Here is a 15418-nt window from a genome sequence, read left to right on the forward strand (position 1 = left end):
GATATGAAAAAAATAATGATTATAAATGGGCCTAACCTAAATCTTTTAGGTAAAAGAGAACCAGAAGTATATGGAAGTCAGACTTTTGAAGATTATTTAGCACTGCTTCAAACTCAATACCCAGAAGTAGCATTACATTATTTCCAGAGCAATAGTGAAGGGGGTCTTATTGATAAAATACAAGAAATAGGTTTTACTTATGATGGTATCATACTTAATGCAGGAGGGTATACGCATACCTCAGTGGCATTAGCAGATGCAGTAAAAGCAGTATCTACACTAGTGGTAGAGGTGCATATATCAAATACCTTTGCTCGTGAGGCTTTTAGGCATCATTCGTATCTATCGCCAGTAGTGAAAGGGTGCATAGTAGGTTTTGGTATGAAGAGTTACGAATTGGCACTGCTGAGTTTTATAAGTTAGAAATGAGATATTGTTGAAAGAATTGTGTCCTAAACTGTTAATGAAAAAACTATATAAAAAGAAAATTATAACTCCAATAGGAGTGATGATAGCAATGGCAACCGATGAAGCTATCTGCTTACTTGATTTTTTCGATAGTAAAACATTACTAATAGACCAAACTATAGCAATGCAACATTTTAAAATTACTGATGATGAGGAGAAAGATACGCCATTGCTTTTAGAATTAGCACACCAATTGAATGAATATTTTGCTAAAGAAAGAAAGGAATTTACGCTTCCTATACAGCTTATTGGTACTTCTTTTCAGGAAGAAGTGTGGAGAGTACTACAAACAATACCTTATGGAGAAACTCGTACTTATAAAGAGCAGGCAATAGCAGTAGGCAATCCTAAGGGAGTAAGAGCAGTAGCCAATGCTAATGCGAAGAACCGTATTTCTATAATAATACCTTGCCATCGTGTGATTGGTACTAATGGAACGCTTACAGGTTATGCAGGAGGTCTTGATAGAAAGAAGTTTTTATTAGACCTTGAGCGTCAAAACTTATAATTTTTTATATCAGTGGATTTTAGAACAATTATTCCTATTTCTAAGGTTGATACTTCTATTACTTATCATAGTCGTATTGTGAGTTTAGGCTCTTGTTTTGCTGTGAATATGGGTGAGAAGTTTGCTTATTACAAGTTTCCGATAACACTTAATCCCTTTGGCATTCTCTTTCATCCTTTGGCTATTGAGAATATTATTACTCGAGCTCTACAGTCAATACCTTATATAGCTGAAGACTTTTTTCTTCATAATGAACTATGGCATAGTTTTGATTTTCACTCGGATATGAGTCATATTTCACTCAAAGAGTCAATATCTTTAGCTAACAGGCAACAGACATTGCTTTATGATACATTGCATAGAGCTAATTTCTGTTTTCTTACGCTTGGTACAGCTTGGGTGTATATCTATAATAGTACTGATAGAATAGTAGCTAACTGCCATAAACTTCCTCAACAACATTTTTCTAAAAGGCTTCTATCAATAGAAGAAATAGGAGAGAGTCTTATTCGTATAGCTCAATTGCTAAAGCAAATTAATCCTTCAATGCAGTTAGTTATTACTATTTCTCCTGTACGGCATATTAAAGATGGTTTTTTAGAAAACCAAGTAAGTAAGTCGCAACTTTTCTCGGCACTTTATCCTCTAATTACTTCTGGTTATTATACTTATTTTCCAGCTTATGAGTTGCTTTTAGATGAACTTCGCGACTATCGATTTTATGCTAATGATATGGTGCATCCTTCAGAAATGGCAATAAATTATATATGGGAGCGCTTGGTAGCTACTTATATAGATACAGCTACTCAAATGGATATGAAGCAAGCAGAAAGTATTCAGAAGGCTTTTCTACATCGTCCGTTTAACCCTGATACAGAAAAACATCAGCAATTTTTAATACAATTACAACAAAAAATGGAGATATTTACTATGAAATACCCCCATATTAATTTTTAGGGAATAGAGTTAAGATAATAATTTATTCAGCGACTAATCTGTAAGAATAACTATAAGGTCTATACAAATACAATAAATATTGTTCCATAGGTAGGTTGCCCCAACTATTATCTCCTCCAAGACCTAATTGTTGTAAATCAATGTCTAAATGAGTGTTTTTGCTTAGAGTAAGTTCACCTGAATGTGTTTGCCCTTTTTCAATACCAGGAAATAATTGCTCAGGACTATAAGGCAAAGCATTTACATTTAGCAACTTGTCAGTGCTATATATAGCAAGAGTAACGCCTTTTTTCATTAGTTTTGCCCAGCGCACCTCTGTTTTATTTCCTGTTTCTTGTGGACGTACATAAGGATGTGCTTGCGCTTCAATACTTCCTTCATATAACCCTACTAAAGAAGAGGTTTTTCTGTCTTGGTAACTTTCCCAAGGACCTCTTCCATACCATTGAATGCGTTCAAAAGGCAATAGAGTAAGGTGATTCCCAATTTTAAAGGTAAGTGTTTTATCATCTTTTAAAGGCTTAAAAGTATTACTTACTATTACAGAAGGTTTTCCATCAAAAAGCAACTCTTGTTTGTATGCGATACTCCCTTCCACTAATTGTTTTTGAATGGTTACCTTTACTTGTTCTGAAGGTAGAGACTCAGCACTAACTTTTATTTCTTTTGCTTTACTATCAGCATTTTGTAAATATTGTAATTTCTTAGGTAGCCCAGCACCAAAGTCGTTGTCAGTACCTGGACGCCATAGATTTACTTCTAAACCTTCGGGTGCAAAAAGCTCTTCTTTTTTCACTTTGAAAGAAGTCCATTTACCTGTTGTTTTATCAATTTTAGAACTGAAATTCTTGTTTGTTAGTAAGATATAAGTAGATGTTTCTTCTATATTAATAGGAGTGCTATCTTCTTCTACTTTTGCTGGCTGATAGCTTGTCAAAGGAAACTCAGCAAAGGCTAATTCAGTTCCTTTTTTTAATAACCCTTCATCTTCTTTCAAAGCAGCAGTATATTGTAGTATATACTCTGCTTGTTTATCTACCAATAAGTTGTTAGGCATTGCAATAGTAGCTTCAGTTTGAGGCAAGACTACAAGGTTGGTGATACTACCTTTTTGTACTTCTTTACCCTCTTTTAGTAACTTCCATTGTATTTCATAATTTGACAAATCTTTGAAAAAGTGCTTATTACGCAGGGTAAGTACATTGTTCTTGTACTGAAATCCTATTTCTTGTTGTACCTTTCGTACTTCGTAAGAATGTGGATGTAAACTTCTGTCTGAAGCTATAACTCCATTGATAAGAAAGTTATTGTCACTTGGAGTGTCTTTATCCCCATAATCTCCTCCGTATGTCAGTATTTTCTTCCCGTTGGGTAGTGTTTTATATATACCTTGGTCTACGAAATCCCATATAAAACCGCCTTGTAGCTTAGGGTAATGCTCATAAACGTCCCAATATTCTTGAAAGTTTCCTAAACTATTGCCCATAGCGTGAGCGTATTCACATTGTAAGAAAGGTTTTTGATGATGACTCAAAGCATACTCTAATAAGAAAGGAATACGTCTGTACATACGCGATTCAATATCGGTATTCCAGTCGTAATGAGCCAACTCATAATGGATAGGACGAGTAGGGTCTAACCCTTTCATCATTCTGTAACCTTTATAGAAATTCCATCCATTACCAGCCTCATTGCCCATACTCCAAATGATGATAGAAGGGTGGTTTTTGTCACGCATCACCATTCGTTGCATTCTCAATAGGTGGGCGTATTCCCATTGGGTATCGTTAGCAAGTGTTTTATCTACTTCATAATGCATTCCGTGGCTTTCTACATTAGCCTCATCCATTACATAAAGTCCGTATTGATCACATAGGTCATAGAAATAAGGGTCATCAGGATAATGACAAGTACGTACTGCATTAAAGTTGAGAGCTTTCATTAGCATTACATCTTTTTCCATACTTTCACGCGATACTACCTGACCTGTATAAGGGTCTGTTTCGTGTCGGTTTACACCTTTTATCAAGATGCGCTTGCCATTTACTAATAAGTTAGCGCCTATTATTTCCACAGTTCTAAAACCTATAGGGCGACTAATGACTTCTTTTACTTTACCTTCAGCATCGTATAACACCATTTGCAACCTATACAAGTGGGGCAACTCTGCACTCCACGCTTTCACTTGAGGAAAGTCTGCTTGAAATTGTAACTCTGTTTTGCCAAAAGCTCTTTTTAAGGCTGTAGTATTTTTCTTCTCCTGATAAAGTAGCTTATCTTTGTAGTATACAGATAGTTCCGCTTGATATTTTGATTTATCTTGAATGGTTTCATTCCACACCTCTACCGAAGCAATGAGTCGTCCATCTGCGTAATTATTGCTTAAGGTTGATTGTATATTAAGATCATAAAAGTGTGTTTTAGGGCGCATATATAGGTAGCAATCACGCGAAATACCCGAAAAACGCCACATATCTTGACACTCTAAATAACTAGCATCCGTCCATCGTCTTACTTCCATAGCTATTAGGTTCTTTCCAGAGGTTAGATAAGGAGTGATATCAAACTCCGAAGCTAACTTACTGTCTTTGCCAACTCCTACAAAAGTACCATTGATATAGAGTTTAAATGCTGATTTTACAGCTCCTAAATGTAGGTAAACCTTTTCGTCTTTCCAAGCAGAAGGTAGCTCAAATACTTTGCGATATACACCTGCATTTTGAGCTAAATCATCAGGAATATCAGGAGGAGTGGGATTCTTTTGGTTAAACTCATATGAAGCATTTACGTAAATAGGAATGCCATAACCTTTCATCTCCCAATTGGCAGGTACAGTTATCTTATCCCATTTCTCTTCCTTGTAATCTTTCTTATAGAAATTTTTAGGAAGTTGCTTATAATCGTTTTTCCAAAGGAATGACCACTCGCCATTCAGACTTAAATAGCGTGTAGAATTAGAAGGCAACCCATTTTTTGCTTTACTTATTTCATCAAAAGGGAAATAAGAGGCACGCATTGGCATCCGGTTTATTTCTTGTACTGCCGGATTTTCAAAAATAGAATCTAAGGTCTGAGCATATCCGTTGCCGCATACCCATAGGAATAACAAGAGTAAAAACTGTCGCAGCATAGTTATTTTTGTATTGGGAATTCTTTGTTGAAGAATACTTTTTCAGCAAGGTCATCTTTCTTATCGCGAATTTCTTTTAGTAGTAAGTTTTCTAATTCTTTAGTGATTTTCTGATATTCTTTTTGTCCGTATACATTTTGCAATTCTTTAGGGTCTTTTTTAAGGTCAAATAATTCCCAAGTATTACAACGTTTGTAGTAACGGATAAGTTTATAGCGGTCAGTACGAACCCCAAAATGTGGTGATACAGCATGTTCTCCATTTTCGTAATAGTGGTAGAACAATTGATTACGGATAGGTTTTGCTTTTTTAGCAAATAAAGACAAGAAAGATTTACCTTGTATATCTTCAGGCACTTTTACTCCTGCTAGTTCTAAGAAAGTAGGAGCTAAGTCGATGTTTAATACAAAATCATCGTTAGTAGTGCCTTTAGGGAAGAGCTTAGGGTATGAAACTATCATAGGGGTACGGAAAGATTCTTCGTACATCCAACGCTTGTCGAACCATCCGTGTTCACCCATATAAAAACCTTGGTCTGAAAGGTAAATAATAATAGTATTGTCTTTTAAATTGTGTTTTTCAAGGTAGTCGAGCATACGCCCAATGTTCTTATCCATTGATTTTACAGTAGAAAGATAGTCGCGCATATACCGTTGGAACTTCCATTTTGCTAATTCTTTTCCGCTGATGTTTTCCTTGAAGTATTCACTTCTGATAGGGTTGTAAAAATCGTTATAAGCAGCAAATTGAGCAGTTGTCATTCGAGAGAAGTTAGCGTCTTGTGCTACATCTTTCTCATTTTTAAACATTTTTAAATCATAACCCATACGCATATCTTTTCCAATAGCCATTTCTTGCATACTTGCAGGCACACGAGTAGCATAATCATCAAAGAAAGTGTCTGGTAGGGGAAAATTAACATGCTCATAAGCTCCTAATTCAGGTAGGTCAGGCATCCAAGTGCGGTGTACAGCCTTGTGTCCTACTACTAAACAGAAAGGTTTGTTCATATCCCGTCTATCAAGCCATTTTTCTGCTTCGTCTTCTATGATATTGCTCACGTACCCTTGCTCGCGTACACGTTTTTTACCTTCAATGATAAAGTCGGGGTTGAAATACCTGCCTTGGTCTACCAATATTTTGAAGAAGTCAAAGCCTTTAGGGTCATCACCTAAATGATATTTACCTATCCAAGCGGTCTGATAGCCACCTTGTTGTAGAAGGTTAACAAACTGCTGCTGAGACGAGTTGTAATGCGAGGTTTCATTATCCATAAATCCGTTTTTATGGCTGTATTTCCCCGTTAAGATACAAGCCCTACTAGGGCCACAAATAGAGTTGGTTACAAATGCTTTGTTGAAAGTAACTCCCTCTTTAGCTAACTTATCAATAGCAGGGGTGGCATCGGTTTGCCCGTTGTTATAAGCCCCAATGGTTTGATAAGAATGGTCATCAGATACGATGAGTACAATGTTAGGTTTGCTTTGTGCAAAACCAAATGTAGAACAACATATTCCACATAAAAGTAACAATCTTTTCATAAAGCTGTTGGTTTATTTATGACTATAAACTTATTTTTCGGCAACAAAATTACAAAATATTTTGTTAAAGACCAAAAAAAAATCCTAAAATTTGTCTTATAAGTTGATGAGGCTTTCTAATGCTGTACTTTTACTTGGCATTGGAGCATTGATAGAAATGATATTACCTTCTTTATCTACTAACATATAACGCGGAATACTTCGCAAATCATATAGTTTTTTGAATAATTCTTTTGTTTCTGGTGAAGCATAGAGATGAATACCGCTTAGTTTCTTCTCTTTTACCATTTTTTTCCACGCTTCTTTATCGCGGTCTACCGAAATACTTACAAAAGTAACGGGTTTGCCTTTATAAGTTTGCTGTAAGGTTTCTAAGAAAGGGAGTTCTTTTCTGCAATCAGGACAATAAGTTGCCCAAATATCGATGAAGAGCATTTTTCCTTTTAGATTTAGTTGCTCAAAATTTATGGACTTATCATTCATATCTACTACTCCTTCAAAAGGTGGGAACGGTTGTCCTGATTTGAGTTTATTAACCAAATTTATTCGCTGGTTGAGTTCTTGTAGAAGCTCAGTGTTTTTTATTATTTGTGGTATTAAAGCCATTAATTCTTCGTTAGTAGTAGCTGCCGAAGTAGGTGAAACCCCTTCTATGAGCAAAGGGGCTAGTGCTTCCTTGATGTTTTCTGATTTAATTGTTTTGAAGTCAGCTAAAATCTTTCCCCAAGGGTCATTGAACTCATATTGTACTTTATAAGAATAGATACGTAGCTTAAAAATATTGTGTACTAAAGCTTGATACTCAGGATAATCATTAAAATCAGTAGCATTGTCTAAATCTACTGCAGTACATAAATCTTGTAACTCTTTGATAGCAGGAGCTTCTTCTTCAGTATATTTACGGTGATTCAACAGATATTCCGATACTATAACCAACTGTTGATAGCGGTTAGCTTTCTCTTCTTTAGCTACGAAATCTGCTGGCAAGTTCTTGAGTATTTCGGTGTATTGTTGGGCTATTGCCTGCATACTTTGTTTAAAAGCCATAGGAGATTGCCCTAAGAGTTCATTTTGTTTTTCAGCTGATTGTAAGCCTATGATTTCTTTTTGTTGCAGATAAGCCTTTATTGCTTCTTCTGGATTGGTACACGACACCAAGGCGCATACAAGGATTGCAAATATCTTTTTCATAACACTATGATTTAAAAATATTGACAAAGGTACAATATTTTTTGGAAATCCCTCTAATTCTAACAATTATTCCTATTTTTGCACTCAAAAGACCTCTCATAGGAAACAACAATTCATTTTATGAATATAAATATTGAAGATTTTAGTCTTATTAATTTCATTTCTTCTGTTGAAACTATCCCTTTTTATTATGCCAGCATAGAAGGTATAGCCGATTGTTTGGGGTATTATATTATCTGTTTTAAGGAAAGAAATAGTGATTTTCTCTCTGCTATTAGTTTTGAGGATATTTTACCGCATAAAGAACTTACTGAAATAGCTAATCATATTTTACAAACACTGTATATTCCCATCCGTTTTGGAGATGATAGTCTTCTTGTCGAATCTACCTTAGGACACCCTTTCTATACTGATGAAAAACTTTTTACTGACCGAAAGATATGGTATTATTACATCAATGAAGGAAAAGGACTTTTAAGCGTTGGTATTAATCTGGCAGATAAAGTTATGAGTTTAGAGATTATCAGTCACCCCACAATTATAAAAGAACGAAAAGAAACCTTATCTATATCATAAAAAAATCCGACCTATTACTAAGTCGGATTTTGTATAATGTAGATAGTTATTAACCACCAAAGTCGTCGAAACGAATATTTTCATCGGGCATACCAAAGTCTTGTCCCATTTTCTGAACAGCTTTGTTCATCATCGGAGGGCCACAGAAGTACAATTCTATATCTTCTGGGGTATCGTGTTTCTTCAAATACTGTTTGATTACAGCATTATGTACAAATCCTAAGAATCCATCACCTTCAAGGTCATTGATATCTTTCTTCACTTTCCAGTTATCTTCTGGTAGCGGTTCAGAAAGTACGATAAAGAATTTGAAGTTAGGAAACTCGCGCTCTAATTCGCGGAAGTGCTCTACATAGAACAACTCGCGTTTTGAACGACCTCCGTACCAATAAGTAACTTTTCTATTGGTTTTTAGGGTTTTGAAGAGGTGATACAAGTGCGAACGCATAGGTGCCATACCAGCACCTCCCCCTACATAAAGCATCTCGGCATTAGATTCGTTGATGAAGAACTCACCATAAGGGCCTGATATAGTAACCTTATCACCTGGTTTACGAGAGAAAATGTATGATGAGGCTACCCCAGGGTTTACATCCATCCAGCCACCTTTAGCTCTGTCGAATGGTGGTGTAGCGATACGTACGTTTAGCATAATTCTACGTCCTTCAGCAGGATAAGAAGCCATAGAGTAAGCACGCTCTGCAGGTTCTGGGTTTTTCATCACTAAAGGCCATAGTTTAAACTTATCCCATTCCATTTTGAACTTATCAGGCTCACCTGGGTGTTCTTTAGGGTGTGCAGTGATGTCGATGTCAGTGTATTTTACCTCGCAAGCAGGGATTTCTATTTGTATATATCCACCAGGTTTGTAATCCATATCTTCAGGGATTTCTACCACAAACTCTTTGATGAAAGAGGCAACGTTGTAGTTGCTTACCACCTTAGCTTCCCATTTTTTGATACCAAATACTTGTTCGGGTACACCTATTTGCATATCTTGTTTTACTTTCACTTGGCACGCCAAACGTACTCCCTCTTTAAGTTCTTTTTTAGTAAAGTGAGGGGTTTCAGTAGGGAGGGCTTCGCCACCCCCTTCGTATACGTGGCATTCGCATTGCAAGCAAGACCCTTTACCACCACAAGCTGATGGCAAGAAAATCTTCTCGTTACCCAAAGTAGAAAGCAATGAACCACCGATAGGCACTTCTATTACTTTATCTTTATTGATAGTGATTTTTACAGGGCCGGAAGGGGTTAGTTTCTGCTTTACATATAGTAAAACGGCTACTAACAGAAGGATTATTACTAATAACCCTATTACCGTTACTGCAATAGTTGTTAATATTTCACTTGCTAATATCATTGCTTAAATCTTTTGTGTTATTGGCTAAATTATCAGTTTTAACTTCTTGTTGGATAGTGGTTTCTTTCTTAGGCTCTTCTTTTTTGCTGCTACCACCTGTTAGCATACCACCAAAACTCATAAAGCCAATAGCCATAAGCCCTGTGGTGATGAAAGTGATACCTAAGCCGCGCAAAGGAGCTGGTACGTGCGAATAACGTATCTTTTCGCGTATAGCTGCCAACGCCAAGATAGCGATAGCCCAACCTAATCCTGAACTCACCCCGTAAGCTACTGAAAGCCCGAAAGAGTGAATCACTTCAGCACGCGATTGCATAAAGAGTGAACCTCCTAAGATAGCACAGTTTACGGCTATCAGTGGCAAGAAGATACCTAATGAGTTATACAATGATGGAGAGAACTTCTCTACTATAATCTCTACCAACTGTACCATTGTAGCTACAGTAGCGATAAACAAAATGTAGGTAAGGAAGCTCAAATCATAATTAGCATATTCTTCACCCAACCAGCGCAAAGCACCTTCTTTGAGTATGTACTCATTGAGTAACCAGTTCATAGGTACTGTTAGGGTTTGTACAAATACTACGGCAGCTCCTAATCCTATAGCAGTCGACACTTTTTTAGATACAGCCAAGTACGAACACATACCTAAAAAGGTAGCGAAAATCATATTCTCTACGAATATTGATTTAAAAATCAGTGTTAAATATTCTAACATTTTCTTTTCTTTTTAAATGATTAATGACTGTCTTCTATTAAGGCTTTGTTGCGTGAGCGTTGTACCCACACTACTATACCGTAGGTTACCAAAGCCATAGGAGCTAACAACATAAAACCGTTGTTTTCGTAGCCTAAGGCATAAGCTCCTGTTTTCTTGATAGGGTCTCCTAATATTTGGAAGCCGAGCAAAGTGCCAGAACCTAATAGTTCGCGGAAGAAGGCTACGATAAGCAAGGCGATAGAGTAACCACCTGCGTTACCAATAGCATCTAAGAACGATTTTCCTGGAGGGTTACCTAAAGCAAATGCCTCAAAGCGTCCCATCAAAATACAGTTGGTGATGATAAGCCCTACGTATACTGATAGCTGTTTGCTAAGGTCATATACATAAGCTTTCAGAACAAAGTCCACCACAATTACTAAGGCAGCAGCTACTATCAGCTGAGCGATGATACGAATTTTTGGTGGAATCACATTTCTAAGCAAAGAAATGGTTACGTTACCCATTACAAGCACAAAGGTAAATGAAAGGCTCATTACGATAGCGGCTTTCAGCTGAGCTGTAATCGCTAAGGCAGAACAGATACCTAACACTTGTACTGTTACGGGGTTGTTATCCCATAGAGGGTCAGTTACTAATTTTGTATCTTTTTTTGATAGTCCCATAGTCTCTTATTTGTTTAAACTTTTAATATAGGATATATAAGGCTCTATGCCATCGCTTATCATCGCTTGCACTCCATTACCAGTAAGGGTAGCTCCTGCAATAGCATCAATTTTCCCATCTTCTTTACGTTTGTTTTCTGGGTCACCATTACTTTTTGAAATTTGAATGCTTTGGAAGTTACCTGCGGCATCCAATAAATGTTCCCCAATAAAGTCGTCCATAAAGAAACGTTCTTTGATGTTAGCTCCTAAACCAGCAGTTTCACCTTTGTGGTCGAAGAAAACACCACGTACGATAAGGTCTTTATCTACAGCTATATATCCCCAAATAGCATCCCACAAACCACGTCCGCTTACGGGAATTATATAGAGGGTAGCTCCATCTTTTTCACCTACGTAAAGAGGTAAACCTTCACGATGACCATTGAAGTTGATAAGGTCGTTAGCACCTTCTACTTTTTCAGCGGTATTTCCTTTGATAAGGTATTGCTCTTTCACATAGTTAGGAAACTCTTTTTCAGCATCGGTAGTAGAAAGAAACTCTACTTTACCTCCTCCGAGCTCACCTTCGTTGTGATTTACGCCCATAGCGTAGAGGATATTCTGTTTCTTTTCTAACTTTTTATTGTTGCTGATATCGCTACTTAACGCTGACGAGATACCAGCGAGCAACGCACCTACGATTACCACCATTATAATGGCGAAAATCACTGTATACGAATTACTTTCTGTCTTGATTGCCATAATTATGCGGTTTTAGCAGTTGATAATTTTAAACGTTTTTTTCTACGAGACACATTGGCTTGTACTACGAAGTGATCGATAGTAGGAGCCAGTACGTTCATCAATAAGATAGCAAGCATTACACCTTCTGGGTAGGCAGGGTTGAAACAACGGATAGCAATCGCTATAAAACCTGCTAAGAATCCATAGATATATTTACCTGTATTAGTTTGTGCTGCTGTTACAGGGTCGGTAGCCATAAATACAGCTCCGAAAGCCAAACCTCCTATAAGTAAGTGCTCATATGCAGGCAAACTCCACAAAGCGTAAAACTGTGTGCCTTCCATACTTGGGGCTAAACAGTTGAAGATAGCACCCATTACCCAAGCACCTACAAACATACTTACCATTATACGCCAAGAAGCAATTTTGGTATAAATAAGGAATAGACCAGCTAAGATAATGAGTAGGGTAGAGGTCTCACCTACTGAACCAGGTATAAAACCAAAAAACAAGTCTGATACTTGGTAAGTACCCGTTTGTCCTTGTGCTAAATTACCTAAAACTGTTTCTCCTGATACGGCATCTAAATTAGCTCCAGCAGCTATGTCTTTAGCGCGTTGTACAGCTCCTTCTACCCATACTTTATCACCTGTCATAGAGGTAGGGTAAGCAAAGAATAAGAACGCACGAATAGTTAGTGCTGGGTTCAAGATGTTCATACCTGTACCACCGAATACTTCTTTACCTATAATTACCCCAAAAGCTACAGCTACAGCTAGCATCCAAAGAGGAATGTCAATAGGTACGATAAGAGGTACTAGCATACCGGTTACTAAATAACCTTCTTCTACTTCGTGTTTGCGGATAGTAGCAAAGATAAACTCAATGCCCAAACCTACCACGTATGATACTATCACTAAAGGAAGTACTTTAGTAATACCAATACTGAAGTTAGCCCAGTTCCAGAAATCGCCGCTGCAGAAAGCCATACCTGCCTGAGGTTCAATAGTTCCGAAAGCGACTTGGTGCTGATAGCCAGCATTGAAAATACCGAAAATCAAACAAGGAATAAGTGCCATTACCACCATATTCATAGTTCGTTTTAGGTCGTCAGCAGCCTTAATGTGGGTACCCCCGTGGGTTACCTCATTAGGCGTATAGAGGAATGTGTGGAGCGCGTTGAAAGTTGTCTCCATCTTCGTTCCTTTATACTTTTCTTTTAATGTATTTAATTTACTTTTTAAACTCATTTTCTTAATGAATAAGTTAATTATTTCTTTTGATTTGTGAATTAGAACAAAAGCTTAAAATTAGGCTTTTGCTTTCAGCATATCATAAATAGTTTTATTGATATGTAAGTATTTCATAAACTCATCAGTATCAAACTCTACTTTGCCTTTACTATTTGTCTTGGCCTTTACATTATATACAGAAAGGTAGTAATCATTCCCCGATACGTATGCCGTAAAAAGGCTATGACTTGCTTGTCTATCTGCTAACTGCAAAGTTTCAGCTAATGCTTCCCAATTACCTTGTTCAGCGGCTTGCTTAAAGCTATTAGGGTTGTCTATATAAGTAAAAGCGGGTAACTCTTCTTCTTTAAACCATTCTTCGGTAACTTCGCTAAAAGGTACTTTTGAACGACCTGCAGCCATAAAACCAAAGAACATAATAGCTCCAAACTCAATTAACCAAATAATGCTAAGGAAAATACCACTTACAGTCATACTCTTTATACCCCAAGTACCTTCTTCATTGATAAGCATTATCAAATCAATAAGATCACTTGGGTGGGTGGCTAAGTAAAGCAGTTGCTCAAATTGAACATTACTTACTGATATGCCTATTTGCTTATTGCCGTAAACCTCTCCTGCGTTTAGCACTAAGTCTACCCATACTACCCATTGGCTGTAATAAGCTACCAATGAGGCAATAATAGCAAAAAGTGCTGAAAGCCCATAGTTGCGCACTTTACCTAATCTGATGACTAAAAGGCTTACTGCAAAAGAGATACTAACTCCAAAACCAAAGGTAATGAGAAAGTTTACGTATATAATAGGTATATACCACGTAGCATATGCATAAATAGTACCTAAAATAGGCATTACTATAGCACACACTAATAAAAGATATGCAAAAGCTATGGGTGAAAATTTTCCTGAAGGCTTGTAATAGTTTGACATTTTCTGATGTATTACTGTTTATAAGTTATTATCCTAATTCTTGAATCATTAAATCAAGTCCGTCTCTGATAATTTGCTGATGTGGCTGTTTAGACACACATACAAATTCAGTAAGCGCAAAGTCCTCTGGAGCTACTTCGTAAGCACCAAGGTTTTCCAATTCGTCTAAATCCTTATATAGGCAGGCTTTGAGTAGCTGCATAGGATAGATATCTAAAGGAAAAACTTCTTCATACATACCTGTTACCACAAAAGCGCGGTGTTCGCCATTGGTGTTGGTGTTAAGGTCGTACTTTTTCTTAGGATTCAACCACGAGAAAGTAAGCGAACGAGTAAGAGATACTTTGTTAGCTATAGGTTTTGCCCAACCGAATAAATCATAATCATTTCCTTCAGGGATAGCTGTGATTTGGTCGTCATAAAAACCTAAGAAATCATTCTCACCTACCTTAGTGCCAGTAAGTACATCACCACTGATAATACGAGTGTTAGCAACGTCTTTCACTTGGCTACCTACTACGCCACTAATTTGAGCGCCTGCAATAGCGGTTACGTAGTGAGGGTTTTCAATACGAGAACCTGTAAGCGCTACAGTGCGTGTAAGGTTGAGTTTACCAGTAAGGAAAAGCTCACCAATAACTACCAAGTCCTGAGGAGTAACCACCCATACCACTTCACCCTTGTTGATAGGGCTAATGCGTGCTATTTGGGTGCTGACGTTACCAGCAGGGTGAGGTCCAGAAACATTGTGAAGAACAATGTTTTTGAGGTTGCGGAAAGGAGAAAGAGAGCTGTCTTTAAACACTGATACGTGCACCTTGCCAGAAGTTAGCTTAGAAAGGGCAGTAAGGGCTGTTTGTAGCACCTCTTCTTTACCTTTTAGCACATAGTCGTAGTCTGGGGCAAGCGGGTTAGTTTTGCAAGCCGACACGAATATTGCTTTTGGAGTAGTGTCAGGATTGGCAATTACGTCATAAGGGCGCTGCTTAATAAAAGGCCAACAACCACTGCTAAGTAGGTGTGCCTTAATGTCTTCGCCCTGCATTTCGTTCACATTCTTTTCACCATAGCTCTTAAACGATTGCTCCTCGCTGGGTGCTATACGTATTTCTAAGACCTTACGTCTTTCGCCACGTATAATCTCCTTGATAGTACCACTTACAGGAGATGGGAACAAGATACGCTCATCACTCTTAGAAAAGAACAATGCTTCACCTGCCTTCACTTCATTCCCCTCACGTAGTAAAAGTTTAGGGATAACTCTGTGAAAATCACTGGGTTTAACGGCATACAATGCCGAAAGAGGGAGCTGCTTAGTAGTCTTATCAGCTTTCCCTTCCAACAGTATGTCTAACCCTTTTCGAATGCGGATGTCGTTTGACATATCTA

The 15418-nt window shown here is 37.5% G+C and carries 14 protein-coding genes; 4 read left to right on the forward strand and 10 right to left on the reverse strand.

Going from position 1 to position 15418, the window contains the following annotated elements; genetic code table 11:
• Positions 1 to 3: 3 nt before the first annotated feature.
• From aroQ to C8P65_RS03815, 3 genes are read left to right on the forward strand one after another with little or no spacing between them, the layout of a single operon-like run.
• Positions 4 to 423: a type II 3-dehydroquinate dehydratase gene (gene aroQ / locus C8P65_RS03805; RefSeq protein ID WP_107781454.1), complete on the forward strand. Its 420-nt coding sequence runs from the start codon at positions 4 to 6 to the stop codon at positions 421 to 423.
• A gap of 40 nt (positions 424 to 463) precedes the next feature.
• Complete coding sequence (locus C8P65_RS03810) at positions 464 to 976, forward strand: methylated-DNA--[protein]-cysteine S-methyltransferase (RefSeq protein WP_107781456.1); 513 nt, start codon at positions 464 to 466, stop codon at positions 974 to 976.
• Positions 977 to 988: 12 nt separating this feature from the next.
• Positions 989 to 1933, forward strand: a complete 945-nt coding sequence (locus tag C8P65_RS03815) for a GSCFA domain-containing protein (protein ID WP_107781458.1) — start codon at positions 989 to 991, stop codon at positions 1931 to 1933.
• Between the two features lie 22 nt (positions 1934 to 1955).
• Here the strand turns inward: C8P65_RS03815 and C8P65_RS03820 are convergent, their stop codons facing one another.
• From C8P65_RS03820 to C8P65_RS03830, 3 genes are all read right to left on the reverse strand, one after another.
• Positions 1956 to 5063: a glycoside hydrolase family 2 TIM barrel-domain containing protein gene (locus tag C8P65_RS03820; protein WP_107781460.1), complete on the reverse strand. Its 3108-nt coding sequence runs from the start codon at positions 5061 to 5063 to the stop codon at positions 1956 to 1958.
• A gap of 2 nt (positions 5064 to 5065) precedes the next feature.
• Positions 5066 to 6604: a sulfatase family protein gene (locus C8P65_RS03825; RefSeq protein WP_107781462.1), complete on the reverse strand. Its 1539-nt coding sequence runs from the start codon at positions 6602 to 6604 to the stop codon at positions 5066 to 5068.
• A gap of 96 nt (positions 6605 to 6700) precedes the next feature.
• Positions 6701 to 7795 (reverse strand): TlpA family protein disulfide reductase, encoded by a 1095-nt coding sequence (locus tag C8P65_RS03830; RefSeq protein ID WP_107781464.1) that lies wholly within the window; start codon positions 7793 to 7795, stop codon positions 6701 to 6703.
• Positions 7796 to 7915: 120 nt separating this feature from the next.
• On the opposite strand from C8P65_RS03830, the gene C8P65_RS03835 reads away from it, so the two are divergent.
• Complete coding sequence (locus C8P65_RS03835) at positions 7916 to 8371, forward strand: hypothetical protein (RefSeq protein ID WP_107781466.1); 456 nt, start codon at positions 7916 to 7918, stop codon at positions 8369 to 8371.
• Between the two features lie 49 nt (positions 8372 to 8420).
• Here the strand turns inward: C8P65_RS03835 and nqrF are convergent, their stop codons facing one another.
• Genes nqrF through C8P65_RS03870 form a run of 7 tightly spaced genes read right to left on the reverse strand, consistent with a single transcriptional unit; the run spans position 8421 to position 15413 of the window.
• Positions 8421 to 9734 (reverse strand): NADH:ubiquinone reductase (Na(+)-transporting) subunit F, encoded by a 1314-nt coding sequence (nqrF, locus tag C8P65_RS03840; RefSeq protein ID WP_107781468.1) that lies wholly within the window; start codon positions 9732 to 9734, stop codon positions 8421 to 8423.
• The gene (nqrE, locus tag C8P65_RS03845) at positions 9718 to 10452 is read right to left on the reverse strand and encodes an NADH:ubiquinone reductase (Na(+)-transporting) subunit E (RefSeq protein WP_107781470.1); all 735 of its coding nucleotides are present in this window, start codon (positions 10450 to 10452) and stop codon (positions 9718 to 9720) included. The genes nqrF and nqrE overlap by 17 nt, the downstream gene beginning before the upstream one ends.
• Positions 10453 to 10472: 20 nt before the next feature.
• Positions 10473 to 11120: an NADH:ubiquinone reductase (Na(+)-transporting) subunit D gene (locus C8P65_RS03850; RefSeq protein WP_107781472.1), complete on the reverse strand. Its 648-nt coding sequence runs from the start codon at positions 11118 to 11120 to the stop codon at positions 10473 to 10475.
• Positions 11121 to 11126: 6 nt separating this feature from the next.
• Positions 11127 to 11864, reverse strand: coding sequence for a Na(+)-translocating NADH-quinone reductase subunit C (locus C8P65_RS03855; RefSeq protein ID WP_107781474.1), 738 nt, complete (start codon positions 11862 to 11864; stop codon positions 11127 to 11129).
• Positions 11865 to 11866: 2 nt separating this feature from the next.
• Positions 11867 to 13096, reverse strand: a complete 1230-nt coding sequence (locus tag C8P65_RS03860) for an NADH:ubiquinone reductase (Na(+)-transporting) subunit B (protein WP_009391315.1) — start codon at positions 13094 to 13096, stop codon at positions 11867 to 11869.
• 60 nt (positions 13097 to 13156) lie between these two features.
• On the reverse strand, positions 13157 to 14029 hold the full coding sequence (locus C8P65_RS03865) for a hypothetical protein (RefSeq protein WP_107781476.1): 873 nt from the start codon (positions 14027 to 14029) through the stop codon (positions 13157 to 13159).
• A gap of 28 nt (positions 14030 to 14057) precedes the next feature.
• Positions 14058 to 15413, reverse strand: coding sequence for a Na(+)-translocating NADH-quinone reductase subunit A (locus tag C8P65_RS03870; RefSeq protein ID WP_107781478.1), 1356 nt, complete (start codon positions 15411 to 15413; stop codon positions 14058 to 14060).
• Between the last annotated feature and the right edge of the window lie 5 nt (positions 15414 to 15418).

The organism is Capnocytophaga leadbetteri, assembly GCF_003054025.1.
GTDB classification, from domain to species: Bacteria; Bacteroidota; Bacteroidia; order Flavobacteriales; family Flavobacteriaceae; genus Capnocytophaga; species Capnocytophaga leadbetteri.

Bases quoted from the DNA above. Each gene is read 5' to 3' on its own strand.
- C8P65_RS03835 (WP_107781466.1), top strand. From the start codon at position 7,916: ATGAATATAAATATTGAAGATTTTAGTCTTATTAATTTCATTTCTTCT.
- C8P65_RS03830 (WP_107781464.1), bottom strand. From the start codon at position 7,795: ATGAAAAAGATATTTGCAATCCTTGTATGCGCCTTGGTGTCGTGTACC.
- nqrF (WP_107781468.1), bottom strand. From the start codon at position 9,734: ATGATATTAGCAAGTGAAATATTAACAACTATTGCAGTAACGGTAATA.
- C8P65_RS03860 (WP_009391315.1), bottom strand. From the start codon at position 13,096: ATGAGTTTAAAAAGTAAATTAAATACATTAAAAGAAAAGTATAAAGGA.
- C8P65_RS03870 (WP_107781478.1), bottom strand. From the start codon at position 15,413: ATGTCAAACGACATCCGCATTCGAAAAGGGTTAGACATACTGTTGGAA.
- C8P65_RS03810 (WP_107781456.1), top strand. From the start codon at position 464: ATGAAAAAACTATATAAAAAGAAAATTATAACTCCAATAGGAGTGATG.
- C8P65_RS03855 (WP_107781474.1), bottom strand. From the start codon at position 11,864: ATGGCAATCAAGACAGAAAGTAATTCGTATACAGTGATTTTCGCCATT.
- C8P65_RS03850 (WP_107781472.1), bottom strand. From the start codon at position 11,120: ATGGGACTATCAAAAAAAGATACAAAATTAGTAACTGACCCTCTATGG.
- nqrE (WP_107781470.1), bottom strand. From the start codon at position 10,452: ATGTTAGAATATTTAACACTGATTTTTAAATCAATATTCGTAGAGAAT.
- C8P65_RS03825 (WP_107781462.1), bottom strand. From the start codon at position 6,604: ATGAAAAGATTGTTACTTTTATGTGGAATATGTTGTTCTACATTTGGT.
- aroQ (WP_107781454.1), top strand. From the start codon at position 4: ATGAAAAAAATAATGATTATAAATGGGCCTAACCTAAATCTTTTAGGT.
- C8P65_RS03820 (WP_107781460.1), bottom strand. From the start codon at position 5,063: ATGCTGCGACAGTTTTTACTCTTGTTATTCCTATGGGTATGCGGCAAC.
- C8P65_RS03865 (WP_107781476.1), bottom strand. From the start codon at position 14,029: ATGTCAAACTATTACAAGCCTTCAGGAAAATTTTCACCCATAGCTTTT.